This is a genomic window from Paenibacillus aestuarii, assembly GCF_027789125.1.
GTDB lineage: Bacteria > Bacillota > Bacilli > Paenibacillales > NBRC-103111 > Paenibacillus_E > Paenibacillus_E aestuarii.
This window is the reverse complement of sequence record NZ_JAQFVF010000033.1, coordinates 230,424-257,238: the sequence shown is the minus strand read 5'-3', so window position 1 is coordinate 257,238 and position 26,815 is coordinate 230,424. Positions and strand designations below refer to the sequence as shown.

General features: G+C 41.3%; 23 protein-coding genes and 1 pseudogene. 1 reads left to right on the top strand and 23 read right to left on the bottom strand.

Features of this window, described 5'->3' with window-relative positions; translation table 11 throughout:
• Nucleotides 1-54: 54 nt before the first annotated feature.
• From O9139_RS16340 to O9139_RS16250, 19 genes and pseudogenes are all read right to left on the bottom strand, one after another.
• Nucleotides 55-1,251 (bottom strand): glycosyltransferase, encoded by a 1,197-nt coding sequence (locus O9139_RS16340; RefSeq protein ID WP_270880525.1) that lies wholly within the window; start codon nt 1,249-1,251, stop codon nt 55-57.
• 5 nt (nt 1,252-1,256) lie between these two features.
• The gene (locus O9139_RS16335; protein ID WP_270880524.1) at nt 1,257-2,345 is read right to left on the bottom strand and encodes a glycosyltransferase; all 1,089 of its coding nucleotides are present in this window, start codon (nt 2,343-2,345) and stop codon (nt 1,257-1,259) included.
• Between the two features lie 17 nt (nt 2,346-2,362).
• On the bottom strand, nt 2,363-3,601 hold the full coding sequence (locus O9139_RS16330; protein WP_270880523.1) for an O-antigen ligase family protein: 1,239 nt from the start codon (nt 3,599-3,601) through the stop codon (nt 2,363-2,365).
• A gap of 25 nt (nt 3,602-3,626) precedes the next feature.
• On the bottom strand, nt 3,627-4,712 hold the full coding sequence (locus tag O9139_RS16325; protein ID WP_270880522.1) for a glycosyltransferase: 1,086 nt from the start codon (nt 4,710-4,712) through the stop codon (nt 3,627-3,629).
• 104 nt (nt 4,713-4,816) lie between these two features.
• Nucleotides 4,817-4,930, bottom strand: a pseudogene (locus O9139_RS33330) (DapH/DapD/GlmU-related protein); the annotation flags it as partial.
• A 456-nt stretch (nt 4,931-5,386) separates the two neighbouring features.
• Nucleotides 5,387-6,451 carry a glycosyltransferase family 4 protein gene (locus tag O9139_RS16315; RefSeq protein WP_270880520.1) on the bottom strand — a complete coding sequence of 355 codons (1,065 nt, stop codon included), beginning with the start codon at nt 6,449-6,451 and terminating at the stop codon, nt 5,387-5,389.
• 55 nt (nt 6,452-6,506) lie between these two features.
• On the bottom strand, nt 6,507-7,415 hold the full coding sequence (locus tag O9139_RS16310; protein WP_270880519.1) for a glycosyltransferase family 2 protein: 909 nt from the start codon (nt 7,413-7,415) through the stop codon (nt 6,507-6,509).
• 8 nt (nt 7,416-7,423) lie between these two features.
• Nucleotides 7,424-7,987, bottom strand: coding sequence for an acyltransferase (locus O9139_RS16305; RefSeq protein ID WP_270880518.1), 564 nt, complete (start codon nt 7,985-7,987; stop codon nt 7,424-7,426).
• A gap of 29 nt (nt 7,988-8,016) precedes the next feature.
• On the bottom strand, nt 8,017-9,285 hold the full coding sequence (locus tag O9139_RS16300; protein ID WP_270880517.1) for a glycosyltransferase family 4 protein: 1,269 nt from the start codon (nt 9,283-9,285) through the stop codon (nt 8,017-8,019).
• 17 nt (nt 9,286-9,302) lie between these two features.
• Nucleotides 9,303-10,382: a GDP-mannose 4,6-dehydratase gene (gene gmd / locus O9139_RS16295; protein WP_270880516.1), complete on the bottom strand. Its 1,080-nt coding sequence runs from the start codon at nt 10,380-10,382 to the stop codon at nt 9,303-9,305.
• A 21-nt stretch (nt 10,383-10,403) separates the two neighbouring features.
• A complete protein-coding gene (gene fcl, locus O9139_RS16290) occupies nt 10,404-11,345 on the bottom strand; it encodes a GDP-L-fucose synthase (protein ID WP_270880515.1) in 942 nt (313 codons plus the stop codon).
• 20 nt (nt 11,346-11,365) lie between these two features.
• A complete protein-coding gene (locus tag O9139_RS16285; protein WP_270880602.1) occupies nt 11,366-12,028 on the bottom strand; it encodes a sugar transferase in 663 nt (220 codons plus the stop codon).
• Nucleotides 12,029-12,070: 42 nt separating this feature from the next.
• The gene (gene galU, locus O9139_RS16280; RefSeq protein ID WP_270880514.1) at nt 12,071-12,964 is read right to left on the bottom strand and encodes a UTP--glucose-1-phosphate uridylyltransferase GalU; all 894 of its coding nucleotides are present in this window, start codon (nt 12,962-12,964) and stop codon (nt 12,071-12,073) included.
• A 272-nt stretch (nt 12,965-13,236) separates the two neighbouring features.
• Nucleotides 13,237-13,929 carry a CpsD/CapB family tyrosine-protein kinase gene (locus O9139_RS16275; protein ID WP_270880513.1) on the bottom strand — a complete coding sequence of 231 codons (693 nt, stop codon included), beginning with the start codon at nt 13,927-13,929 and terminating at the stop codon, nt 13,237-13,239.
• Complete coding sequence (locus O9139_RS16270) at nt 13,910-14,665, bottom strand: YveK family protein (RefSeq protein ID WP_270880512.1); 756 nt, start codon at nt 14,663-14,665, stop codon at nt 13,910-13,912. The genes O9139_RS16275 and O9139_RS16270 overlap by 20 nt, the downstream gene beginning before the upstream one ends.
• 125 nt (nt 14,666-14,790) lie before the next feature.
• Entirely contained in the window at nt 14,791-17,280 is a 2,490-nt protein-coding gene (locus O9139_RS16265) for an S-layer homology domain-containing protein (protein ID WP_270880511.1), read from the bottom strand.
• A gap of 33 nt (nt 17,281-17,313) precedes the next feature.
• Nucleotides 17,314-18,081, bottom strand: a complete 768-nt coding sequence (locus O9139_RS16260; RefSeq protein WP_270880510.1) for a tyrosine-protein phosphatase — start codon at nt 18,079-18,081, stop codon at nt 17,314-17,316.
• A 642-nt stretch (nt 18,082-18,723) separates the two neighbouring features.
• The gene (locus tag O9139_RS16255; protein ID WP_270880509.1) at nt 18,724-19,416 is read right to left on the bottom strand and encodes a CpsD/CapB family tyrosine-protein kinase; all 693 of its coding nucleotides are present in this window, start codon (nt 19,414-19,416) and stop codon (nt 18,724-18,726) included.
• Complete coding sequence (locus O9139_RS16250; RefSeq protein ID WP_270880508.1) at nt 19,397-20,158, bottom strand: YveK family protein; 762 nt, start codon at nt 20,156-20,158, stop codon at nt 19,397-19,399. Before O9139_RS16250 ends, O9139_RS16255 begins: the two co-directional genes overlap by 20 nt.
• 463 nt (nt 20,159-20,621) lie before the next feature.
• Between O9139_RS16250 and O9139_RS16245 the strand changes: the two genes are divergently transcribed.
• Nucleotides 20,622-22,013 carry a glycosyl hydrolase family 28-related protein gene (locus O9139_RS16245; RefSeq protein WP_270880507.1) on the top strand — a complete coding sequence of 464 codons (1,392 nt, stop codon included), beginning with the start codon at nt 20,622-20,624 and terminating at the stop codon, nt 22,011-22,013.
• A gap of 54 nt (nt 22,014-22,067) precedes the next feature.
• Here O9139_RS16245 and O9139_RS16240 read toward each other — a convergent pair whose 3' ends face one another.
• The 4 genes from O9139_RS16240 to O9139_RS16225 are packed head-to-tail and all read right to left on the bottom strand — an operon-like array spanning nt 22,068 to nt 26,800.
• Nucleotides 22,068-23,096 (bottom strand): polysaccharide deacetylase family protein, encoded by a 1,029-nt coding sequence (locus tag O9139_RS16240; protein WP_270880506.1) that lies wholly within the window; start codon nt 23,094-23,096, stop codon nt 22,068-22,070.
• Nucleotides 23,097-23,130: 34 nt separating this feature from the next.
• On the bottom strand, nt 23,131-24,207 hold the full coding sequence (wecB, locus tag O9139_RS16235) for a non-hydrolyzing UDP-N-acetylglucosamine 2-epimerase (RefSeq protein ID WP_270880505.1): 1,077 nt from the start codon (nt 24,205-24,207) through the stop codon (nt 23,131-23,133).
• Between the two features lie 2 nt (nt 24,208-24,209).
• The gene (locus O9139_RS16230) at nt 24,210-25,625 is read right to left on the bottom strand and encodes a sugar transferase (protein WP_270880504.1); all 1,416 of its coding nucleotides are present in this window, start codon (nt 25,623-25,625) and stop codon (nt 24,210-24,212) included.
• Entirely contained in the window at nt 25,622-26,800 is a 1,179-nt protein-coding gene (locus O9139_RS16225; RefSeq protein WP_270880503.1) for a glycosyltransferase family 4 protein, read from the bottom strand. The genes O9139_RS16230 and O9139_RS16225 overlap by 4 nt, the downstream gene beginning before the upstream one ends.
• Nucleotides 26,801-26,815: the final 15 nt, after the last annotated feature.

Sequence of the window (26,815 nt, the reverse complement as noted above, 5' to 3'; positions counted from 1 at the left end):
GTCTATTTCAAACACATCATTCCTTGATGAAGCACTCATATGCACGTTAGTAAATCATCCCATGACTTCTTTAACGCCTTCTTCAATGAAGTTACTTATTTTCTCAGCCCAAACCCCATAGTAGAACTTCTCTTCAGCAGTTTTTCTTGCATTCATTCTCATCTGAGTACGTAGTTCTTGAGGTAGTTGCATAGCACGTCTTAATGCATTTACACCGACTTCTGGAGTACAGCCATCAAATATTAAACTATCTTTTCCATCTGTAAGATAAATGTCTGTATAATCGCCAACATGAGACACCAAAGGAATCACTCCATAGCACATTAACTCTGGAACCTTACTAGGGAAATTAGCAATAGTTGTCTGATTAATTTCTCTGGCAATAAAAAGATAATCCATCTGCTTCATCAATTCGACTAATTTATCGTATTCAAGCCAAGGATGAATTGTTAACACCTGATCTAAATCTTCTAGGACTTTACTCTGATGCCCTAAATACTTGAGTAGTTTTTCTCGTTTTACCCCTGTTAAATGGAACTCCACTTGTTTTTTTTCCTCAGTAGTTAGTAGCATAAAAGACTTTAGCATTGTAAGGAATGAGTCTTTAGTGAAATCTGCTCCGGAATAAATGAATCTAACAGTTTTTCTATTTTTAAAAACATCAAGTGAGTACTCATACGGGTTTGCCATTATCGGTAGTAGTAACGTGCGGCATCCTTTTTCTTTATAATAACTATCTAAATACCGACTAATTGGGAGAACACTCTTCGTTTTGGGTATTACGTGTTTAAAAGTATACTGATATCTCCAATACATTAGTATATTCTCAAACTGACTTTTTCTGAGATGTTCCGTAATGCACATGGTAGCCATTGCACTCATTTTAGTTGTATATTTCAATACTGCATTAATTGTAAAACAATTTGAAGAATAGAATACAATATAATCATCCGATGTTATCATCATCTTCTTGAGTATACTAACTATTTGTTTTCCACTATATAAATTAGCGTCGATAAATCTTTTGATTTTAAATCTCGAGAATTCGCTCGGTTGAGGAAAATTAAAATAAATTATATTTTTATAAACGTATGTATCGCCACACAAATCCGTTTCATAGTTACTACCTTGACCTATTACTATTGGACAATATCCTTTAGATACTAGCGCCAATGCGAGGTATTCAATATAATTTGCAGTTGCTCCACCTCGGGGAAAACTAGCTTCCGTACAAATCAATACTCTCCTCAAAATTATCACCTCACTTTTAAAACTTTATTGATAGCTTCATTCCAGAGATCAATCACTTTTTCCTCCGAATATTTTTGAGTTACCAATTCTGCTTGTTTACCAATTTTCGTACGCAACTCTTTATCTTGAGATAATTCAATTATTTTATCTACAAAAGCTTCCTGATCATTCATTTCAATTAAATATCCATTTTGTCCATCAATTACAATCTCTTGTAATCCATCGTGGCAGTTCAAAGCAACAACTGGTAACCCTACCGCCATAGCTTCACATAAAGAATTAGGGAATCCCTCTTGAACAGAAGTCATAACATAAATATCTGCCTGTGCTAGTTTATCGTGAACATCGGTTGTGTATCCAGCTAATGTAACATACTGACTTAGTCCTAGTTCATCGATCAAACTCTGTAACTCATTCTCTTTCTCACCACGACCATAAATTGTAAGAAAAGCCTCCGGAATTCTTTTAATTATCCTCGCAAATGAATTTATTAGCCAGTTAAAATTCTTTTGATCTGCTAATCGCCCTGCTGCAACCAAATGAATACCAGAACGATTTTGGGCTACACGCTTAATCTTTGGGTTTACAATGGGATTAGGTATTACATGAGTTTTATTTTTAAAATATCCATTATAAAAATCAGCAAAAATTGAACATTGCACTACAACCATATTTGCCCGTTTATAAGCAATTCTTCTTAAATTGTTCCAGGGAAATGCGGGCTTCAAAGCTAATGTGTTGTTCCTTTCAGAAACAATAATCGGAATATTTAGATTCCAACTAGCAAAACAAGTAATGGTATTAATATTATCTAGAAATGAGATAATCAGATCTGGCCTGGCCTTTTTTAGATAGGTATTCACACTATTAATTTGATAGAAAATGCGCTTATAAGATTTCATTACACCTTTCGGCATTAATTGTGGCAGTTCTATTATATTTATACCTGAAAGATCGTAACGTGATGGAACATCAATCCCATCATACAATAGTAAGTCTACTTGATTCCCAAGCCGCTGATATTGCGTCGCTAGCATTTGAATAACATTGCTTGCACCACCGCTAATACAATTTACTACGAATACTATTTTCATTGTTTGCCCTCTTAACATTAGTGAATGGCGGTATTTTCGATATATTTTATATTCGATAAGATTGATACAGTTATCCAAAAACTATACTGATAAAAGAAACTCTCACTAACCCCCATAATTCCCCAGGCAGCTAGAGCAACTAACATTATTTTTACAGCATATCCATCTTTGAAAGAAGATGCAGATTTGTAGCAACTATATATAAAAAATAAAAAAGTTACTAATAGAACGATTCCGCCTTGAATGAGTATATCTAGAACAAAATTGTGAGCATACCATGTACTTCCAAATATAGCTATTATGTATCCCTTCTCTCGTGTACCATACCCAATTAGTGGCGAATCCGCTATCATACTCTTTGCTATTTCCCAAATAAATGTCCTACCGGTTAAGGTACTACTTTTCCCAAGTATATCTTCAATAAAATATGATAACTTATCTTGTATATTAAAAATGAGAATTGCAGTATTAACTATAAATAACAATAGAGCTAAATTCCTAAATGTAAGTAATCTCATTTTCCTCTTACACACCACTATAAAGAAATAAGTAATCGAAATTACTAATCCTCCAATAATTGATGTAGCGCTCCAAACTAAAATAAGCGTCATACCAATAATGAGCATAACGATAAACGTCATTCTCTTACTTATATATCCTTTACAATAACAAATCATCATAGAACACCAAAGTGGTAACAAAAAATTCATTAATCTGTTATCACGTTCGAGAAAGTTTACGTAGTCATAAATCGTATTATAATATCCTGCCGTGTTCCAAACCTCTTGTGAACCTATAGAAGTAATGCCTTCTGGCTGAACTAGTAAATAAATCAAGTTAATAAAGCACAATGCGAATAATAGATAAAACATTGAAACAATAATAGTCCCTTTATTCCGCCTCATCACGATCTCAAAAAACATTATTATTCCAGTAATATCAACAATAAAAAAAGCTAATAATGTCCAACGAATCGAACTTAACGATACAACAAAATATGCCATCATAAAAAAAACAAGAAAAAATACACTTTTTGATATTCTTTTATTTACATTGAAATATACAAATATCACAATAATACTAAAAAAAAACCTCAAGTATTCAAAAATAGGAGCTATTGAGCTTGAAAGGACATATCTTAATGATAGTGGTTCAAAAAAAGGAAATAAAAACAATACAAAGATAAGAGCATTCTTCCAATTTAATACTTCTCGATTAGCACTTATAAGATTTGTCTTAACCGGATAACCTCTCATGTTTTACCCTACTTCGTTTTAATTTTTAACTATGTAAATAAAGCTCTTCATGACCTTTAACACAAACTGAAACGTCATATTTACGTGCCATTTTTTTAGAGTTACTTGCCATCTCAACGAGTTTCTGCGGACTATGAATTAGTTTTAGCACGGAATTTACAAGCCCCTCTTTGTCGCCTATATCAACCAAATAGCCATTTACATCGTCTTCTATAACATCTATGACTCCTCCAGCTTTTGTGCTCACAATTGGTAGACCCGCTGCCATTGCTTCTAATACAGAAAGTGGTAGCCCTTCCCAGTTTGATGACATAATATAGATATCTGATTTCCCCAATTCTTCAGCTACATTTGAAACAAGCCCCTTAAAAATAACTGAGGTTTCTAAATTGTAAGAGCGCACCCTTTCTTGGAGTTCTGACCTTATTTCTCCATCGCCAAGCAACACTAACTGGGTATTAGGAATTTTATTATGAATCTCTTTAAAAGCATCTATCATTAATAAGTGATTTTTTTGATGATAAAATCGACCCGTGGCTATAAGTACAAAAGTACCATTTTTATCGTTTTTTTCATCCTGATTATTTGAATAGCTTTCAACATCTATTCCATTGTAAATACAAGGAATTTTTTCTTCAGGTAAGCTATACACTTGAGAAATAGACTTCTTGCATAAATCTGAAATGGCAACCGGAGTTACCCGTGCAAAATGAAATGAGAACTTTAAAAGCATTCTCATAAAACCAGATGCATCTTTATGGGCAAGGTTATGAACAGTATAGAACCGTTTGGGAACTTTTTCATAAATCATCGGCAATATTAAATAAGGCAATACTCGTAAATGAGCATGAACAACATCTGGTTTGAATTTTCTAAGTTCTTTCCAGATCTCCGTTATTACGCCCAAATCCATACCTGACTTTTTCTTTAAATATTTCACTTTAATATTATTGGAGTGCGCTAATTGATCGAATATTGTGTTTTCATTTGAATATAATGAAAGTAATTGAACATTCACATTAGGATTTTTCATATATATCGCTACGTCCAATGCAACTTTTTGTCCACCACCAGTTCGCAAATGAGGAACAACAATTAGAACTTTTTTCATATAACCTCCATCTAGAGTGTTACAACTTGATAGTATTTAAGACTTGAAGTCACATAACATTTCTATAACGCTTTAAAATATTCCCCATGCTTTGATATAAATGCTGTGTTAGGTGGAATGTCCTTTGTTACAATTGAACCGGCTCCAATCACAGCACCATTCCCAATTGTTACTCCCTTTAGAATTACTACATTAGCCCCAACCCAAACTTTTTCGCCTATAATAATAGGCTTACTAACAAATTTGTTCCAGTTCCCCAAATCGTGATCGTGATCATAAATGCAAACATTCGGGCCAAACGTGGAGAGTTTTCCAATCCGAATCTCATGATGACTTACAACTGTACAGTTTCTATTAAAGAATACTTTTTCCCCTAAATGAATTACCCCTGATTCAGCGTGCAACAGTACGCCTGTTTCTAAAAGACATCTAGCCCCCAGTATAATCCTGCCACTTTTCCCTACTGCAAGGTTTGCCTTGGATGATATTTTTTGAATCGGTGAGAATTTAATACGGAATCCATTTAGAACCGCCCAAAAGGGTAACGCAAACAAATTATAAACAACCCGCAAATAATAAAAAATTACTATCCACATAAAAATTCTCCTTAGTAACACAACAAACGAATAAATGGTTGACATGAATAAAAATAGTTGTAATTAATTACACAAGTATTACCCAACAATTGATCTGTTATAAACATCTACATATTGACTTGTTACTACTTGTTCACAATACTGACTTGTTACTTTATCTACATTCCATTTCCCCATTTGCTCTCTTTTTACCCGATCATTAATTATTTTTGAAATGGCTCGAGTTAACTCCTCTACATTATGAACCGGAACAACAATTCCTCCTTGACTCTCAACCATTTCAGTATTTGCCGCCCAATTTGAAACAATACATGGTAGACCTGCTGCCATAGCTTCCAACAATGAAATTGAGAATCCTTCACTAGACATATGGGAAAAGAATACAAACACATCCGCTTCCATTAACTTCTCATAAATATAATCCTTATCCTTAACACCAGTGAGTTTAACATTCCCTGGTATTTGTAGCGACTCTATTTCTTTAGTAACACTACCTATTAATTCAAACTCTACATGAGGAAAACTCTTAGCCGCTTTAATAACTTCGTCACAGCCTTTTTGCTTCGTAACTCCACCTGTGTAGATTACCTTTCTAACGACCTCTTTGTATGATCTTTGATTAATAATATCATCCACTTTAACAAAGTTTGGCACTAGAAAGACCTCTGTTTTAGTGTTATCATCGACAAACTTTTTAGCTTGTTCATTTAGAACCATAACAGCATCGCTGTTCATGCATAAAAACTTAAATACTATTAATTTCATAAATGTATTAATTTCGTTTGGCACTGTACAATGAAAATGAATAACAAATTTTCTTCTAAATACTCGTGTGATTATTGAACTTATTGAATCCCTAAGCATGCCATTTAAAGTCGCCGCTGAGCAAGCATGCACAACTTTCGCATTAGACTTTTTCAACTCGCGCATTAAATTTTTCCATATTTTAAAACATCTCCTTGCCTCATTTAGCAAATTAGGCTTATTGCTATCACTGTGACTACTTCTATTATCAATAAACTTTTCATCAACAATTGCTATTTCCCAGTCATCTTTTAAATTTGTACTCAGTAGTTTTGTTGCCCAAGTAGCAATTCCTCCGTATGGTGGGGGAAGAGGTGCCAATAGTATAGCTTTATTCATATGTTATATCTCCTAACAGTAGACTAGTTTTCAATTTATATATGCATATTTAAAACTAAAATTTTAAGTCCCCCTGAGGTTTTACCTTCCTATCAAACTTTTCACACTCATACATCTTTGCATCTACTAAAAATCGATACCAATAAGCTTGCAAGAAGTGAAAAATTCTTCCTTCCGGCCCATCTAGAAAACCTAGTTTAAAATAATACCTATAAATGAAATATATGTGTGCCCTAAAGAACTTCGGTAATCCATAATATCCCTTATTCTTAACAACACGCTTCATCTTAGCCTGTTTCGTGGACTTACCGTTTTCCAACAACTCTACTTCATTCAGCTTATTCTCAACCATCGTTTGGTAATCAAGCACTTCACGGTTGCTATACCAGTTATGCTTGTTCGTCCACCATTCAAGGTCTTTTGTATTGTTATCAATCAAATCATGCTTAAAGTCCACTGTATTTCCTTCAAATAAAATCATGTGTTCATCCATAACTTTTTGTTCACACATAGCCTTACCAGTACGAAAAATTCGAAGCAGCAGTTCTGGATAACGACCACCATGCTTTATCCAACGTCCCATAAAATAAACCCGTCTACGAAGAACGACACCGTTAATACCCAGCTTTAATTTAGAAAGTTCAGAGTCGATCTCCTCAACCAAGTCTTCCATTAGCTCTTCATCGGCATCCATGCGCATGGACCATTCTGTAGTAATATTGGCCTGTGTTAAACCCCAATTTAATTGAGTAGCATAGTCAATCCATTTATTTTGGTAATAATCAAGTCTACTTCCAATCAGTCGTAGCTCTGAGTCTAATCCTTTACAAAGCGACTCTGTCCCGTCTGTGCTAAAGCTATCTACGATAACAAATCGCTTAGCAATGCCACGAAATGACTCGATACATTTTCTTAGATTTTTTTCTTCGTTTTTCGTAAGTATGACAACTGTTAAATCTACCATATAGCCCCCTACTTACTTATCTCTAGTCTCTTAATCACCTTAGCCGGATTCCCTGCAATCACACAATTCTCCTCAAACTTCCCACTGACCACAGCACCGGCTCCAACAACACAACCGTCTCCCAGCACTGTACCTTTTAGGATCAGAGAGTTACACCCAATAAAACAATTCTTCCCAATCATAATTGGTCTGGTTCCAATCTTTTCTTTCACATCCGCATTTCGGGCCTCGATTTCAATCGGATGAAAATCGTTATCCAAAATCTTTGCGTTGCCGCCGATTAATGTGTTCTCGCCGATTGTAATGGATTTTCTTGCATATATCGTAGCCCCAGAAATACCGACATTATCACCGATACGGATCTCTGCTTCCGGAGTTCTCGCGATGATAATGGTGCGTTGATATAAGCCCACCAAATTCGAAAGGAAGGAGGATTTAATGGTGACATTTTCGCCCACAACCAATTTGGCTCCAGATTTCTTGAAGATCACAGGAACCCCTTCCAACAAGAGCTTCTTGCCATATTCAACTTTCATTAGCTTCATTAAAAATTTAAACCAGTTACTATTCATATCGAGGTACCTCTCCAGCCATTCTAACTTCAATAACAGGACGTAATAGACTCAACATACTTCTTTATCGAAACATCTTTTGTCAAATTCTTAACCAAATAGGTTCTTCCACGTTCACTCATTTCAGCAGGTGCAGAAGTCCCTTTCTCACTTAAAAATCTTTCAATGATTAACCTAATCTCATCGTAATTACCTGGTTCAGTCACATAACCACACTTCGTATCCTCAATAATTAAGCGTGCTTCAGATCCTTTTTCGAGCGCAGCAAGGATTGGCTTCCCCGTCGCCATAATGCCATAGAGCTTACTTGGGACGGATACTCCCTTAATCCCTTTGGCATTAAGACACCAGTGTGCATCCCCTGCATTCAGGCTATAAACCAGTTCCGCTTTGTCCTGATAAGGAATGAAGGTTACGTTATTCAGAGCATGCTTCTCTGTAAACTGAACCAGATTATTTCTAATTGTGCCCTCTCCAACAAAGGCGAAGACCACATCGTCCCTATTTTTAAACTCCTTAATGACATCCATTAAATTCTCGAGATCATAATACAGTCCCAGGTTACCCGAATACATAATGACAAACTTATTTTCCAATCCATACTTCTTTTTAAAAGCCAACACTTTTTCATGACCAGCCGGTAACGGATAAACTTCCTTCTCATCGATCCAGTTATTGATAAAGACATGATTCGGTACATTAATACCACCAAATCTACCCTTCAGCGTCTCAACCATGTCTCGCCCGACGACGATGACCTTGTCCGCATATCTACAGCTAAACTTATCAAGCAGCAGCATCAGTTTCAGGACCGCCTTATTGTTGCTATAGCCAACAGCCATGGTTTGTTCAGGATTAAAGTCCTGAATATTATAGATGTACTTGGCATGCTTCATCCATTTGCCCCAAACCCCTAATAACCCGCCAAGGATGGGTGGTTGAGAAATGGAGTATACAAAATCCATTTTCCCTACCTTAAAAGTGGCTATTAACGCCCCAAAAAAGTAAGCTAGAATATTTTTAATCCTGCTGACTTTATGGCCCTTGGAAAACTCCGGCACACGGATTCGGATAACCTTAACACCGTTAATCTTTTCGCTATAAAACATTTTTGTCTTATACTCAGGAGCAATCTTGCCTGTATAAGAAGGAACTACACAGATGACCGTTATATCAAATGCGTGTAGCATGCCTTCCGCCAGTTCTTTCAGAATCTGACCTGTGGAGGCCACATCCGGTGTATAGTAGTGTGCGTATATTAAGAGCTTTTTCTTTTCGCTTCTCATCTTTTCACCCATAAAATATCTTTTCCGAATCAATCAAACATCTTCTTAACTCGCTCTTCCTTCTCAACCTTCTTCATATCCGCCTGCACCATGATGCGCACCAGCTCTTCGAACGAAGTCTTAGTCGGGTTCCATCCCAACAAAGTTCTTGCCTTAGTCGGATCGCCTAACAGTTGATCAACCTCAGTCGGGCGGAAGAACTTCGGATCAACGTCCACAAGAACATCGCCGGTCGCTTTGTTAATCCCTCTTTCATCAACGCCTTTACCTGTCCACTCGATTTCGATCCCAACATGGTTAAAAGCTAGCTCAACGAACTCACGAACGGTGTGCATTTCACCCGTAGCGATGACGAAGTCTTCCGGTTTATCATGTTGAAGGATGAGCCACATGCATTCCACGTAGTCTTTGGCGTAGCCCCAATCCCGCAAAGAATCCAGGTTGCCGAGTGATAGCTTTTTCTGTTTGCCTTGGGCAATCCTTGCGGCCGCCAGTGAAATTTTACGCGTGACGAAAGTCTCGCCTCGGCGTTCGGACTCATGATTAAACAAGATACCATTCACTGCGAACATGTTATACGATTCACGATAGTTTTTTGTAATCCAGAAGCCATAAATTTTCGCCACACCATACGGAGAACGTGGGTAGAAGGGCGTCGTTTCCTTTTGCGGAACCTCTTGGACCTTGCCGTACAGCTCTGAAGTCGATGCTTGGTAGACTTTCGTTTTATCGGTTAATCCCAAAATTCGCACAGCTTCGAGAATGTTCAGCGTACCTTTGCCATCGACGTCGAGTGTATAACCTGGCATATCAAAAGAGACACGCACATGGGATTGTGCTGCCAGATTGTACAGCTCATCCGGGCGAATTTCACTCATAAGCCGAATGACATTGGAAGTATCTGTAACATCCCCATAATGGAGATGAAAGTTTTGGTTGCTCAGTAAAGCACCTGCAGCTTCATCATCGAGAATATCTTCCAGACGCTCTTGATTGTAGGAGGAACTACGGCGAATGACCCCATGTACCTCATAGCCTTTTTCCAAAAGAAACTCTGCCAAATACGATCCATCTTGCCCTGTTACCCCAGTAATTAGTGCCCTTTTCATTGGTTCCTCCACGTAATTTTTTTATTTTGTCATTACCGCTTTATTTTCCAAGAACCACGCGTAAGCCCGCTCAATGCCCTCTTCTAAGGATACCTTTGCTTTCCAGCCTAACTGATTGATCTTCATCACATCGACAAGCTTCCGAGGTGTTCCGTCCGGCTTGGTTGTGTCAAAAATAATTTCACCTTTATAGCCCACAATACTTCCAATCGTCTCCGCCAGGTCTTTGATCGAAACATCTTCACCTACACCGATATTCACGATATCGTTTCCTTCATAATTGTCCATAAGGAATAAGCACGCGTCCGCCAAATCATCGGAGTACAAAAATTCACGCTTCGGTGTGCCCGTCCCCCAGACGATGACGTTAGGTGATTGATTTTCTTTGGCTTCATGAAACTTACGCATTAAGGCTGGTAAAACGTGAGAAGAATGCAAGTCAAAATTATCATTAGAGCCATACAAATTCGTTGGCATCACCGAAATATACTTCGTCCCGTATTGGCGGTTATACGATTGGCACATCTTTATTCCAGCAATTTTGGCAATTGCGTAAGGTTCGTTGGTCGCTTCCAGCTCGCCCGTCAGTAAATATTCTTCTTTCAGTGGTTGTGGAGCCAGTTTTGGGTAAATGCAGGTCGAGCCCAGGAACAATAATTTTTTCACTTTATTTCGATAAGCCGTATCAATGACATTCGTTTGAATGAGCAGATTATCTCGAATGAAATCAGCAGGGTACTCGTTATTAGCTACAATGCCCCCTACTTTGGCTGCCGCCAAGAAGACATAATCAATCTGTTCCTGCGTAAAAAATGCAGCCACTTCATTCGGATTTCTAAGATCCAATTCCGAACGGGTACGAACGACTAGATTCGTATACCCTTTTGCTTGCAAAGCTCGCAAAATCGCAGAGCCAACTAAACCTCTATGTCCAGCCACATATATTTTTGCTCCAAGCTCCATCTCGACACCTCTTTATCTAGTTAGAAAGCATCCTTCGAACCAAGAAGGACTTTCACTGTTTTCAACATGATTTTCACATCAAATAAAATGCTTCGTTTATTGATATACGCCAAGTCCAGCTCCACCATTTGCTCGAAGCTCACGCTATTTCTTCCGCTAATCTGCCACAGCCCTGTACAGCCCGGTGTCACCTGCAAACGCTGCTTATGGTACTTGGTGTACTGCTCCACTTCGCGAATCAGCGGAGGTCTTGGGCCGACCAGACTCATGTCACCAGTCAGCACGTTCCAGAGCTGCGGAAGCTCATCGATGCTGGTTTTGCGAATGAATTTTCCCACCTTCGTAATGCGAGGGTCCTCTTTCATTTTGAACATATGCCCCTGAATCTCGTTCTTCGCCAGAAGACTTTCAAGCATCTGCTCCGCATCGGAGACCATCGACCTGAATTTGTACATGCGAAATACTTGCTCACCCTTGCCAACCCGCTGCTGATAAAAGAAAATGGACCCCTTAGGGTCCTCCAGCTTAATCAACACAGCAACAATCACAAACACCGGCAATAAAAATAGGATGCCTGCCAGTGCTCCCGTGAAGTCGAGGATTCGTTTGGTGACGATATAGTGTGCCTTCACTTCCTTAGCTACTAACACTTTTGGTCTTGGATAATATGAATTCGAATCCATAACCTGGGTCTCATTCGGTAAATTCGACACACTTTGCTCCTCCTATCCAATTGCTCGGGGGGATGTTTCTCTTTCTATAACTTCATGCAAAGCCTTCAGCAGTGGTAATCTGAGCTCGTCATTTCTTAATGCGAAGTCTAAGGATGTAAGTATGAAACCAAGCTTCTCTCCCACATCATAGCGCGTGCCGCTAAAATGATAAGCATACACTTGCTGCAGCTTATTTAATTTACTGATGGCATCGGTCAGTTGAATTTCGCCACCGGCGCCAAGTTCTTGAAGGGAGAGGAAATCAAAGATTTCCGGTGTTAAAATGTAACGTCCCATAATGGCCAAGTTGGAAGGCGCTGTACCAGGAGCCGGCTTCTCTACAAAATCACGCACTTGATACAAGCTGCCGTTTCTGCCGATCGGATCGATGATGCCATATCGTCTGGTTTCTTGGTCGGAAACTGGTTGTACACCAATGACGGAAGATTGCGTAAGTTCATACTGGTCCATGAGCTGTCTCAAGCATGGGGTTTCAGCGGATACGATATCATCCCCCAGCAATACGGCAAACGGCTCGTTGCCAATGAAGCGCCGTGCACACCATACCGCATGACCCAATCCTTTGGCTTCTTTTTGACGAATATAGTGGATTTCGACCTTGGCGGGTCTTAGCACTTCTTCCAGTAAGGCATGTTTCCCCTTTTCAGCGAGATTATACTCAAGCTCAAAAGCGTTGTCGAAGTGATCTTCAATCGCTCGCTTTCCTTTCCCCGTTACAATGATGATATCTTCAATCCCGGATGCAACAGCCTCTTCAACAATGTATTGAATCGTCGGTTTATCTACAATTGGGAGCATTTCCTTCGGCATTGCCTTTGTCGCTGGGAGAAATCTTGTCCCCAAGCCCGCTGCAGGGATAATTGCTTTTTTAACTCTCGATTTCATCGTCTACTCCTCCTTTTTATTTCCATATATAAATTAGATATGTAGTTTTTTTACATTAAAAAAGCCAAGTTCACTGTCCTAATCACGTGTTTAGAACCGTGCACCTCGATTTTTTAATAAAAATGATAGGGCATCTAACCCTCCCTCACATCACACCTTTGATGATCCACATCTAAGGCGGCTGACGCCCACGGCATGATCGAGTATCTACAGTGATATAGGTGCAGTAGATATTACCTGATGCTTCATATTTCTAATCGCGTCGAATCCGTTTACTTACTCTCACCATAGTAATAGTAGTAATAGGCATCCTTATTTTTACGATCCACATTGTTCAGAACCACACCAAGAATTCGCGCTCGCACGTTCTCTAGGTTTTGCTTCGCTTTCAAGGCCAAATCCCGTTTGTTTCTTTCCGCATCCACAACTAGAATGACTCCGTCTGCTCGTGTCGCCACAATCTGTGCATCTGTAACGGCTATGGCCGGCGGGGCATCAATCAGAATGATGTCAAACTGCTCCTTGAGCTCATCGAGAATGCTCACCATCTTCTTGGATGCCAGAATTTCCGATGGATTCGGAGGAATTGCACCTGAGGTAATGATGCTCAGATTCGGAACGAACGTTTCTTGCAGCACCTCGTGAATGGCCGCTTGATTCGTCAGAAGGCTGGTCATTCCATAGCGATTGGATACCCGGAATGTATGGTGCATCGTCGGTTTTCTCAGGTCTGCATCCACAATCAAAACTTTTTTATCCGACTGTGCATAGGCGACTGCCAGATTCGTTAATGTCGTTGATTTGCCTTCTCCAGGTTCGGCTGATGTGACCATAAGCACCTTGAGGTCTTCATCGATAGATGAGAACTGGATGTTCGTTCTTAATGTGCGATACGCCTCAGAAATGGGAGATTTCGGATTCTCATGCGTAATAACGGGCCGTCTTCTAAGAGTTGAGTTTGACATGTGATAGCTCCCTTGCTTGCTGCTCTTTCGTTTGCTTACTTTGTTGCAGAAGATCTTCCGGCTTCATCTTCGTGATCACGGTTAAAGTTGGCAGTCCCAAATATTGCATGACTTCTTCCTCGGTTTTCAACTTGTCATCCATGTATTCCAGCAAAAAGGCGATCCCCACAGCGATCATGAGTGATACGATAAAGCTGATTGCAATATTCAGCTTCTTATTTGGCTTCACCGGATCAGGTGCGACCACTTTCTTGGCATCGTTGAGGATAGTGATGTTATCGACCTTCATAATCTGCGGTACTTCACTTCGAAAAACCTTAGACACCGCATTCGCAATATTGGCCGCCCGGTCATAAGACAGATCCTGAACGGCAATGGTCATCACCTGTGTGTTGTTTACCGAGCTAACCTTCACCTTATCGATAAGCTCCGTCGAAGTGATCTGCAGATCCGGGTAATCGCTAACGACTTTATCCATAATCCGTGGTGTCTTAATAATTTCCTTGTATGTATCTATTAAGCGAATGTTCAAGTTAACGGAATTCAAATCCACCTGCGATACCCCTACTTGATCGTTGGATTTATTTACGATGATTTTAGTCGAGGCTTCATAAACCGGCTTCAGGAAAACATAGCTGACGATAGCTGTTGTTAGCGTTGATAGAATGATAATGGCTACTATCATCCACACCCTTTTGCGTATTATTTTCAAATAATCTCTTAAATCTAATTCCATTACTTGTGTACCTCCGCAATCTCCCTGTCGATTCATGTCGTATCTTGTCTTATTAAGTCCCATAAAAGGAAGGAATCCCACTCTGGAATAGAGAGAAGGATTCCTCATGAATATGAATTTAAATATTATTTATTAAGCAAACGATAGATAACGACAGCTGCTTGAGCCCGTGTAGAGTTGGCATTCGGGTTGAACGCATTGCCATCTTCCCCTACGATAATGCCTTCACTCGCAGCAAGAGCTACACCGTTCTTCAATGAATCATTAATAGTGTCTGCGTCAACAAAACCTTTTAACGCTTCATTCGCTTTATCTGCATTCAAAGTAATGCCTTTGAGTGCCAATGCTCTCGACGCCATAACGGCCATCTCTGCACGAGTAATCTGTCCGTTCGGGTCGAACTTGCCAGCTTCCTTGCCGTTGACAATGCCACTCTTCACCGCAGATGCTACGTACACTTTGAACCAGTCAGCATCCGCTACATCGTCGAAGTTTTCGGTTGCTTTTGCGTTTTCCAAGCTGAATGTTTTAACGATCATTTTGGCGAATTCAGCACGTGTGACAAGGCCATTCGGATCGAAGGTTTGCTCGCCGCGTCCTTCCAGAATGCCTTTCGCCGCAGCAACTTGAATCTGTCTTCCTGCCCAAGCTTTCACAGAAGCCGTATCGTTGAAGGAAACTTTATTCTCGACAACCGTGTACGTGGAGAATGAGCTGCGTTTGCCGTTCAGTGTACCGTTCGCATAATTACCGCCGTAGAATTCCAATTTGCCATCTACGATCTTCGCTAAGGTTAACAGCTCGGTGTCAAACTGGCTGCCGTTAGGCACTGGAATGCTGACGGTCACAGGCGTGTTGAAGCTGTCCACTTTGCTGCCGTTGGAGTCGAACTCAAACTCATAGACACCGGATGCTACAGGCAGCTGAGTAACACTCGTCGCTACAGTCGCATCTTGTTTGGTTACTTTCAGCGTTGTGTCTGCATTAAATTCAGACGGGCTGACACCTAAGGTCAAACCATTCATAGCAATCGCAATCGTTCCTACGCCGTTGGCAATAGCTGCACTAATGAGATCTTTCGGCAAAGGAATTTCTGTCGACTTGGCATCAATCGTTCCGAAATCCAGGGTCAGTTGAAGCTTCACTTCTTTGGCATCCGGATTCAGTGCTTTCAACTGATCGTTCAAAGCTTTGGCTTGTGCAGCGATGTCTTTCAGTTTGTTCACCAGATCTGTTACGTTCAACGTCGGCTTCGCCGTTCCATTCTCAACCTTGATCAATGATTTCAGATCCAAGGTAGCGAGTGACTTGATCGCTTGCTCCGCCTGGGCCTGCGCTTGTTTGAAAATCTCCTGCTTCTTCTCTTCCGAAGCACCCGCCAGTTGATCCTTCAGCTTGTTCAGCTCTTCCATGGCTTGTTGTGCTGGACTTGTAGGCGTGGATGGAGCGCCGCCTCCACCGCCGGCAGGTGCAGGCGTGGATCCGCCACTGTTTCCGCCTCCGCCATTGTTTCCGCCACCACCACTGTTGCCACCAGTGTCTGGGGTTAAGGATACATCAACCTTGGAAATGTAAAGCAGCAAGCCAAACTTCGTATCACGAGCTTTCACCTGAGCGGTTGCCGCTGTACTGCCAGTCAATACGAACGCAGTACCATTGAAGCTGATCCCGGAATTACTTGCTGCGCTCCAGCTAAGGAAACCTGCCGGCACTTTAACACCAAGTACGGTCAATGTCGGCTTCTCTGCGAAGGCTGTGCTCGTGCTATCTTTGGCATACTGAATATTGCCGTTCAGCAAATAACGAACCGCTGCGGATTCAATTGCTGTACGCGCGTTCTTCGCCTTCACTTCACCACCGGTTTGTGCTTCAATATAGCCGGCAATGCGGTTTTGAACAACGTTCAAATCACCCAATGTAATCCCATACTTATTCAACAATTGGCTAATCAGCAAGTTCTGCGATAGCACATCTCTCGTTACAATCGTATTGATCTGATTAATAATCGCTTCTTTATCGACGGTTCCGCCAGCAAATGCCGCTGACATTGCCGAGACAATCTCAGACTTGTTATTTCTAAGCGCCTGTAATACCGCTTGTTGGAAGCTAATCACGTCCGACTTCTTCAAGCCCGCCGGTTCATCAATGCCAGGCAATCCGACAGACACGAACAATTCGTCCAGCGCAGCCCGATAATCAGGGTTATCAATGATTGCCGAAATTTCATCGGCTGATCCATTGAAGAATAGATCGAAGCTGTTAATTAGCTGGAAAACCGCGCTGTAATCTAACCCTGGAGCCTTCGCATTCACTTTGCTCCAAATTTCATTGGTCAGCTCACGCTGCTTGTCTGTGGGAAGTGCACTCATATTGGATTGCACATAGGCAGCTACGTCTTGAACAGCAGTAATGCCATCCGTATCCCTTTCCAACTCACTTCGCAAACCGATAAGCTGATTCAGAAGAGAGGAACTATCTGCCGGAGTTGCTAATGCAACATTAGCCACGCCAAGCTTGCTGAGCAAGCCACCCTGACTGAGTGGCAGACCTGCAAATGTCGAAAGCATCATGCTGGCAGCTAAGGTCGTAATGGCAGCCTTTCTTTTCATTGTCATGCTAAACTCACCCCATAAAATTATTAAATTGTATTATGATTTCCAAAATTGAAACCACTTCGGTTTCTCCCAGACTGGGCTGCTAATTTCAAGTGGTAGGTCATGTAGGAGGCTTTTGGCGCGATTTTGGAAATGAATCACCATATCTTGTCCTAATTTATTTCTTAATGTGTCATAGGCTTCACTCAAAGCAAAAGCCCGACTGCCCGTATTATGAGCATCCGAGGCGATGAAGTGTGCCATATGATTGCGACACAGATCCAAGCAAAATCTTTGTATCGTCTTGCCGAAATGACCGATGACCGAATGGGCCGTAAGCTGGGCTAATGCACCGGCTTCAATAAGCTCAAGAAGCTTTCGGGGATCCTCAACGATTTCTCTATTTCGTTCCGGATGAGCAATGATCGGTACAATTTGCAGCAATTGCAGCTCATATATCAGCTCGTGAATCCCTGTGGAAACTCGATCTGACGGGAATTCCAGCAGCATATACCGGGAACCGCCTAGAGTTAGCAAATTTCCGGCTTCAAAATCGTCTATTATGCTGGGATATACACGGATTTCCTGACCGGCATGGACACGAAGCGGAATCTTTCTATGCCGCAGCACGGCTTGGATCGCCTCGACCTGCTCAATGACCGACTCAGCTGAGTTTGTGTAGCTTGGACTCCTATGGTGTGGAGTGGCTATGACATCCTCGATCCCTTGGGCTACTGCTTGCCGGGCCATTTCAACCGCTACTTCTAAGCCGGAAGGCCCATCATCCAATCCCGGCAGAATATGATTATGTATGTCAACCATATAGGACAAAACTCCTGATATTCATCAAAAATTGGACAAATCTAACAAGCTACGTCATTGTTTTCGTTAACTTTAAGACGAATTGTAGCATAAATTCCAAGATGTGCCTATATTTTTTGACTAGGAATTTTTTTACAACAAAACTAAATACCTATAAAACTCTAGGTATATAGCTTATTAAATCATCAGACTTAAAGACTATTTTAAATATGTACGGTAGACCTGAATCGCTTGACTTTATAAATTTCTGAAAATTCAAATAAAAATGATTTCATTTGATTTTCTTTTGTTTCTTTATACTTCCAAAAAAATGGATAAACAGCCCACGGCTAGGTGCTGGAATATCTAGCGTCAATAGAATATTGCTTGTTGATCAAAATTTAATGTTATAAATAACTGATTTTTCTGAAAATTAAGAAACAAGCGGATTCACCTTGCAACCTTTACAAAAAATATATTAAAAACCCAGCCCTGTTTTTCTAGTAAATAGAACAACAGGACTCGCTTTTTAATTAAAGCGGGGCATCGAACCCCTCCTCTCTTCACACCACTGACGCTATACGTCTAAGGCCTAAGCCCACAGCATGAACGAGTGTCTACAGTGATAGAGGTACAGTAGACATTACCTGAACGTATTACACACTAATCTTTCTGTGCATAGTAATAGTAGTAGGACGATTCTTTTTTACTCATCTCTTTATTATTGAGTACGACCCCCAGCACTTTGGCTTTGGCATGCGTAAGCTGGGAGATGGCTTTACGTGCAGCGTCGCGTTTTACTTTGCCGTGGTTGACGACGAGTACCGTTCCGTCCACGATATTGGACAGGATTTGAGCATCCGTAACGGCGAGGACCGGCGGAGAATCGATTAAAACCATATCAAAATCTTCTTTTAGCTGTGTGATTAAAGCCGACATTTTCTTGGAAGACAGAAGCTCTGAAGGATTCGGTGGAATACTGCCTGATGTGATGAGTGAGAGATTGGCGATCTTCGTATCCAGGACGACATCCTCGACTGCGTATTTACCGCTTAAATAGTTGGATAATCCCAACCTATTGGACTCCGATAAGTAGCGGTGAAGCGTTGGCTTTCTTAAGTCTGCATCCAATAACAGCACTTTTTTTCCCTCTGCAGCATAGGTCACGGCCAGATTGGAAATCGTTGTCGACTTGCCTTCCTCCGGTTGAGCGGATGTCACGACGATCACCTTTACCGGATCATCAACCGATGAGAATTGTATATTTGTTCGCAGCGCTCTATAGGCTTCTGAAATTGGAGACTTCGGATTTACTTCTGTAATCAAAGCGTAGTTTCTACTGGTTGACGCTGGCATATGATTTCTCACCTACAACCTTCTGCATCGTATTTGCATTCGTGTTATTATCATTGAAATCTAGTTGCTTTGTTTTCATAATCGTTACAAGAGTGGGCACACCAAGGTATTCCTCGACGTCTTTCTCCGTTTTAACCGTGTCATCCAAGTACTCGAGTAGGAAGATAATACCCACCGAAACCATGAGTGATACGACGAAGGCGATGGCGACGTTCAGCGTTTTATTCGGTTTGATCGGTGCAGGATGTTCAGCTGCTTTCGCTTCGCTTAAGATGGCGACGTTGTCGACTTTCATGATCGTGGGAATTTCTTCTTGGAACACGACGGCGACGGCGTTGACGATGCGGACTGCTTGATCCAGCGAGTAATCCTCGGCACTGATTGTCATGACTTGCGAGTCGTTCGACGCTTGCACCTGAAGCTTCGCGCTCAGTTGATCTGGAGTCAAGTGTAGATCCGCATACTTGGCTGCAACCTTATCCAAGACCGCCGGTGTCTTGATAATCTCTTTATAAGTATTAATGAGTCGGATATTCGCATTAAGGGAATTAAGGTCGATCTTGTCCAACCCCTGAAAATCCGCTGACTTGTTCACAATTAATTTGGTGCTTGCTCCATATACCGGCTTCATCCAATAAAAGCTTATCGCTGCAGTAGATACGCATGCTATCAATACAACGATTACGATGAGCCAAATTCGTTTTCTTAAAATAGCCAAATAATCCTTTAATTCGATCTCCATGGTCATCCTCCAGCATTTCTCAAATTTCGATACATTTCGTATCACTTACACCGCTAATAATACGATACGTTTTGTATCACGTCAAGAACAAAGTTGTGAATTTTATATAGTTTAATAGAAGATTAACATCTATTTCACTTCCATATAGTGATTCCTAATATTCCCAATCGTAAATTTGCGAGTGTGCAAAACAGGAAAAATGAGACGAATTGCTTATCTGCAATGAAAACGTTTTATTACCTTTAGACTACGATTTATGACCTTATGACTACATTTTGTATCTCTAAGACTATATATTAAGTTACGATTTGTATCAAAGTCAACATTATTAATTTTTTTTTAGAATTGTGCATGAAAATGCCGATGAATTACAGCATAATGTTACATATGTATTCGAGTCCAAAGTATGATACAATATGTAACGAAGGCATTACGTGACAAATTCTATCTGGAGGAGATCCCCTTGATTTTTAAAATTCAGAGGAAATACATGCTGTACTTCTTTTTATTAATCATTTTATTGTCAGCCGGTGGCTATGCTTGTTATAAGTATTATTACCTTAATTCTCAAACGATTAACGTAAGAGACTTTGGCGCAAAAGGGGACGGGATCCAAGATGATACCGGTGCCATTCAGAAAGCTTTGGCTGCCGTAACTTCAATAAGAAGAACTGTATACTTCCCCTCCGGTACATATATCATTGACCCTAACAAGAATGTTACCGTCCACTCGAACACGCAGCTGATCGGCGACGGTGCAGGTTCCATTGTGAAGGCGAACCACGCCCCCTTCGGTTGGAGCTTACTCTATTTATCTGGTAAGAATATTACGGTTAATAAAATAAACTTGGATGGCAACCATGCCGTGAATCGCGTGCTAGTCGTCAAACCTGGAAGCTCCTATGTGCAAATCTCCAACGTCCTCGTGGCTAACGCATCTCAAAGCAATGATTCCTCCAATGATTCCTATTCTACTGTCGTAGCCGGAATTATCGTATATGGGAATACCGATTCTATCCGCATCGATCATACGGAAGTTCGTAATATGGTTGCACTCCATCCTCTCGATGGAAGCTTGATAGCCAGGGGAATTTATATCACAAGCACCCCAGGATCCGTAGAGAAAGCTTCGGCAAACCTCACTATTACTAATTCTAAAATTCACGATATCGGGCCTGCAGATGATGGTGACGGGATTTATTATGAGGATCCTGGACTAGATAACAACATTGTTCAGAATACTAACAGTACCATTACCAACAACACCTTCTATAACTGTGCCAAACGTGCCATAAAGCTATATGCCAACGGCATTGTCGTCACAGGAAATCACATTATTAATGACTACTTGAACAACAATTATTATCAAGGTAAAGATAAAGGCAAACTAGCACCTGATATGTATGCCGCCATTAGTATCTATGGAAATAATATTAAAGCCTCTAATAATACCATAGACGGCAAAGGAAGCTTCTATTCAGCCATTGAGATCTCTTCCTCCAAAACAGTTAAAAGTATCGAGGTCAGTGCGAACAAGGTCACGATGGGTCCGCAAAGCAATCAGAAGGGTACAGCAGGCATTCGGATGGGAAATATCGAGGACTTTACTATCACCTCCAATACATTGGAGAACGGAGAACGGGGAATCTGGAGCTGGCAAAATGCCTCACGTGGCACGGTTAGCGATAATCAGATTCTTATGCCTAATGGCGGTGGAATCGACTTCACGACGTACGTAGAGAACCAGAAGCAGCTAAATATTCTTTGTGTAGACAATACCATACAAGCCAAAGCCTTTACTATTCAAATTGATAAAAACAATTCAACTATACAGCTTGAGCGTCCTGCCACCTAATATAAAAGTAAATGAACAAGCACCGGCGATTTCGCCGGTGCTTGTTTGTATGATCTATTCAATTCTGCCTTCCCTTACAGTGTCTCTTAGCACTTCTTCCTCATAATATTGTTTTAATGTCATGAAACGATGATTTTCCTTAACGAGCTGATTCAGACACTTAAAGGACATTTGGGATAATCCTTTAGGATGCGATATGATGTTGACGACGTCCTGTTTCAGACGTTTAATGACTCGGCGCAAATCGTCCGGGTGCGTCCTTTCCAGGGAAACCATCTCATAGGTTGGGAGGAATCTGCTAACCGATGTCAGCGGAATGCCGCTGCCATCACCGTACTGTAATAACTCATTACGATGGAATTTATTTTTTATTTTCCGCAAAACTTTGGCAAAAAAGCTGCATTTAAACGTTGTGATTGGTACTTCAACAAACTCGCCCTTAGTCTCAAGTTGAGCGGGATCCTTATCAAAAAAATAATGATTAACGGGTTGAACATGAGTGAAATCAAAATAATGTACGCTACTTTCCCCTTTGATCGCCGGGGCGACGGAACTATCTACCTTCACTCCACATTCAGCAAACGATTTTTTCATAAGCTCAAAAGGCTGAATACACCATCCTCCGGCGCGATAGGACATGATCTTATAACCAGGTTCCACTTCACTCGCAATTTCCTCCAAAATACGGCAGGATCTACTGAATAACTCATAGATCTCACTTTCATTTAGAGATTGTAGCCGATACCGCTTATAATGCGGGAACTCCCATCTTCCGTTAATATAGACGGCATCCAGCCAGTGAGGATGCAGATGGGGCTCGATTCGACTTCCAGCCCTCACCAATTTCTGCAGCTGGCTTTTCAGAAGCTCAGCCGTATGCTTGGTTTCTTCATGCTCTATTAATCGCAAATAATACAGAACATCAACGAAGAAGGTCGCACCAATCGTATGTTTTTCAAAAAAAGATATCAGGTCATCCACAGGATTTTGAATACAGTTTTCAAAAGTCCCCGACTTTTTGAAAAAGATCTCATAATCAAACGTGAGAAGTATCTTTTTTGCTCTTGCCTTTCCACTTTGCATTTGGTGGCCCCCTGGCGCCAGACAGTTCTAGTGCCTAGTTTTCGAAGTATTCCTGAATGGCATTAATGATTTTTTGCGATGCAAGACCATCCCCATAAAGATTCTCCTGGTAAGGGCCCAAATCAGCCTGCTTGATCATAGCACTTAAGTCCATCGTGAACGGATCAATTAATTGATTCCAACCTATGTTCACAGTCTCTACCCACTCTGTCTCATCACGAAGTGTATAGCAAGGAACTTTGGCAAAATAAGCTTCTTTCTGAACACCCCCAGAATCGGTAATAATTGCCTTTGCCTCCATCTCAAGAATCAGCATCTCTAAATAGGATACCGGTTCAGTGAGATGAATGTGCGGATGCCTATGTATAAAATCCCATAGACCTTGCTCTTTCAATATCCTGTGCGTTCTGGGATGCAGAGGTACAATGACAGGCAGGTCCAGTCGGACTAATGACTCGACAATGGCCTTGAGCCTCTCTGGATGATCCGTGTTCTCTGCACGATGGATGGTGCACAAATAATAGGCGTACTTTGACAGCCCATATTTGGAAACATCAAATTTACTTTGAGCAAGCTCATAGTTATAGAGCACTGCGTCGTACATCACATCGCCACTCATATGTACATGATGCTTAATATTTTCCAGCGCCAGATTATGAACAGCTGTCTCTGTAGGCGCAAACAACAAGTCAGAGACCTGATCGGTTAATATCCGATTAATCTCCTCTGGCATTTGTTTATTATAACTTCTTAGGCCGGCCTCAATATGGAATAGCGGAATGTACAGCTTGCTCGCCGCTAATGCACCGGCAAGTGTTGAGTTCGTATCCCCGTAAACCAGGACGCCGTCCGGTTTCTCTCTAAATAGCACATCCTCAATTTTATCAAGCATCATACCCGTTTGCTTGCCATGGGAATGAGATCCGACCTCTAGATTATAGTCGGGGCGTGGAATTTGCAGCTCGTCGAAAAAAACGCCAGCCATGTTAAAATCATAATGCTGTCCTGTATTCACAAGTATTTCTTGATAAGTCCTTCGCAGGACTCTAGAAACAGGCGCTGCTTTAATAAATTGCGGTCTGGCACCAACGATCGTTACAATTTTTCTCATAATTACTCCTTCGGAATCACGACTTGGGTATTTGTATTTAACAATCGAGCCACTTTACCGCTTGCTTTGATTTCATGCGAAGCGACTCCCTTAGATTGCTCCCGCTGCAGGACAACAACAATGGTCTGCAATAAGATTTTGAGATCTAACAGGAGCGAGTAATTCTTAATGTACATCAGGTCATACCGCAGTTTATCCGATGGAATCGTACTATAGTTGCCCATCACTTGGGCAAGGCCTGTAATGCCAGGCTTCACTTTGAAACGATACGCGTAATCAGGCAGCTCTTGCTTAAACGAATTTACAAAGAACTCTCTCTCCGGACGCGGCCCTACGATGCTCATTTCCCCTTTAATTACATTGATTAATTGGGGCAGCTCATCGATTCTTGTCGCACGTATAAATTTTCCAAGCTTTGTAATCCTGTTGTCCTGCTCTTGCGCTAAGACAGGACCGGTGTTTTTCTCCGCATTATCCACCATACTGCGAAATTTAAACAACATGAAGGGCTTCTCTTCCCTTCCTACCCGCTCTTGTACGAAAAAGGCTTTACCGTTCGATGTCAGCGGGATCAGCACCAGCATGAGCAGCATGATTGGGGAAGTCAGAATCAATAATGCGATAGAAACAATAAGATCAACTGTTCGTTTTACAATGCGATCGACACGGCTCATCAAAGGAGACTGCACGGAATATACCAGCATATCATCAATTTGTTGGGATTCTGCCCCGGCGAGGAAGAGCTCATAGAACTCAGGAATAAGCAGAACCTCTTTGCTTTCTCTGCCGGCATACCGCATAATCTCCACTTTCTGCTTCGCGTCTACTTGATGGCTGAGAATAAACAGATCTATATCCGTGAATAACTTTGCCTCATTCTTAACTTCAGTGCCATCAGACTGAATAATCCCTTTGACATCAAACCATTTCTCCCCTTTAGAGAGTACTTTTTCAACGAGCGTACTTTCATCCTTGGTATTGCTCACAATAACGACTGCTTTTTTCTTACCAACCATCTTGAACTGCATATAGAGCAGTATGGAACGCGATCCGATAATACAAATAAGTTGAAGGACTAACGCAAGGATGACAATGCTTCTAGGTAAAATAAAAACTTGCAGCCAGTAGCTTAATAGGATGAGCTCAATGGCAATAACGACATGAGCGATAAACAGGTTATAAAAATATTTCGTAATCGATACCCTGCCTGTAAACGCATATAGATTAAAAAAGTGATAGGTCACTAGGCCAAGCACACCGAACCAAGGAATATAGTGCAAGAATGAATTAAGCTCAACATCTGGTATCTGCTTATAAAACCTGACTTGAAAAGCGAAGAAATAACAGGCTAGAATCACGGCGAAATCAAGAACAGAAACCATTCCTTTGAGCCCTGTTAAGCGAGGTGTGCTAGTCATAATACCATTCCCTCTCCATTGATTTGGGACGATGTCGATGTCGATGGCGTATTCCTCTTGTCCTCATAGATATCTTCAAGCTTCTGCATAACTTCCTTGATGTCATACATGTCTGCTTGCTCGAAACTGCTTCTTCCCATTTCACTGCGCTGATGGTCATTCCTATAGAGCGCTGTGAGCGCCTGAACCGTCGCTGGAACGTCATGAAGTGAAACCACATATCCATTGACTTGTGATTTCACCAGATCCTTGCTCCCGCGAACTCTCGTAGCCACCATCGGTTTACCGGCCGCCAACGCTTCGAGCAACACTTTCGGAAGACCTTCACGCTGAGATAATAAGGCAACCGTATCCGCGATCTGCATGAGCTGAGGAATATCCTTACGAAACCCCAGAAACTTTATATTTTTTTCCAACTTGAGTTGATTAACCAAATCGTTTAATGCTGACTCACGGTCACCAACACCTGCAAGTAAACATACAACCGGGATTCCTTGCTTCGTCATTTCGTGAACGCTGTGAATCAGTTGCTCGTGATTTTTATTTTTGTTCAACTCAGCCACACACAAGATGACAAATTCGCCTCCGTGCAGACCAAGCTCTTGCTGAAGCTGCCTGCGTTTAGGCCCTGCAAGCCCTCTGTACGATTGAATATCTACCCCGACACCCGGTACATAAACAGCCCTCTTCCGAACAGGGAATTTCTGGGCGCGCTGATAATCCTCTTGATTAATCGTAATCAGCGTATCCGTCCAGAACGACATCAACCATTCCACAGGGAAGTAAATGAGCCAATTTAACCAAGGAGCACCTGTAAAAAAATGGAATCCATGTGCAGTATATATGACAGTCTTACAGCCAGCTAGCCTTGCGGCTATCCGGCAAATCACACTTGCATTCGGTGTATGAACGTGAATGATGTCATAGTTCTCTCGCTTAAACCACTGTGTCAGCGATCGGAGCGCCTTCAAGTTATTCGGTGAGAACGGGTTCCTGCTAAATGAGATATCGCGGCACTCTATCGCTTCTTGAAGCAAGTCGGCCCGGCAATGATCCGGCGCTGCGTACGTATGAACTTCGTTACCGACAGAGATCAGCTTTTTAATAAAGGGGACATGAAAGACAGATAAATGAGAATACACGGTCGCCACATACGCTATTTTTTTTCCTTTCATTTATATCCCCCTCTC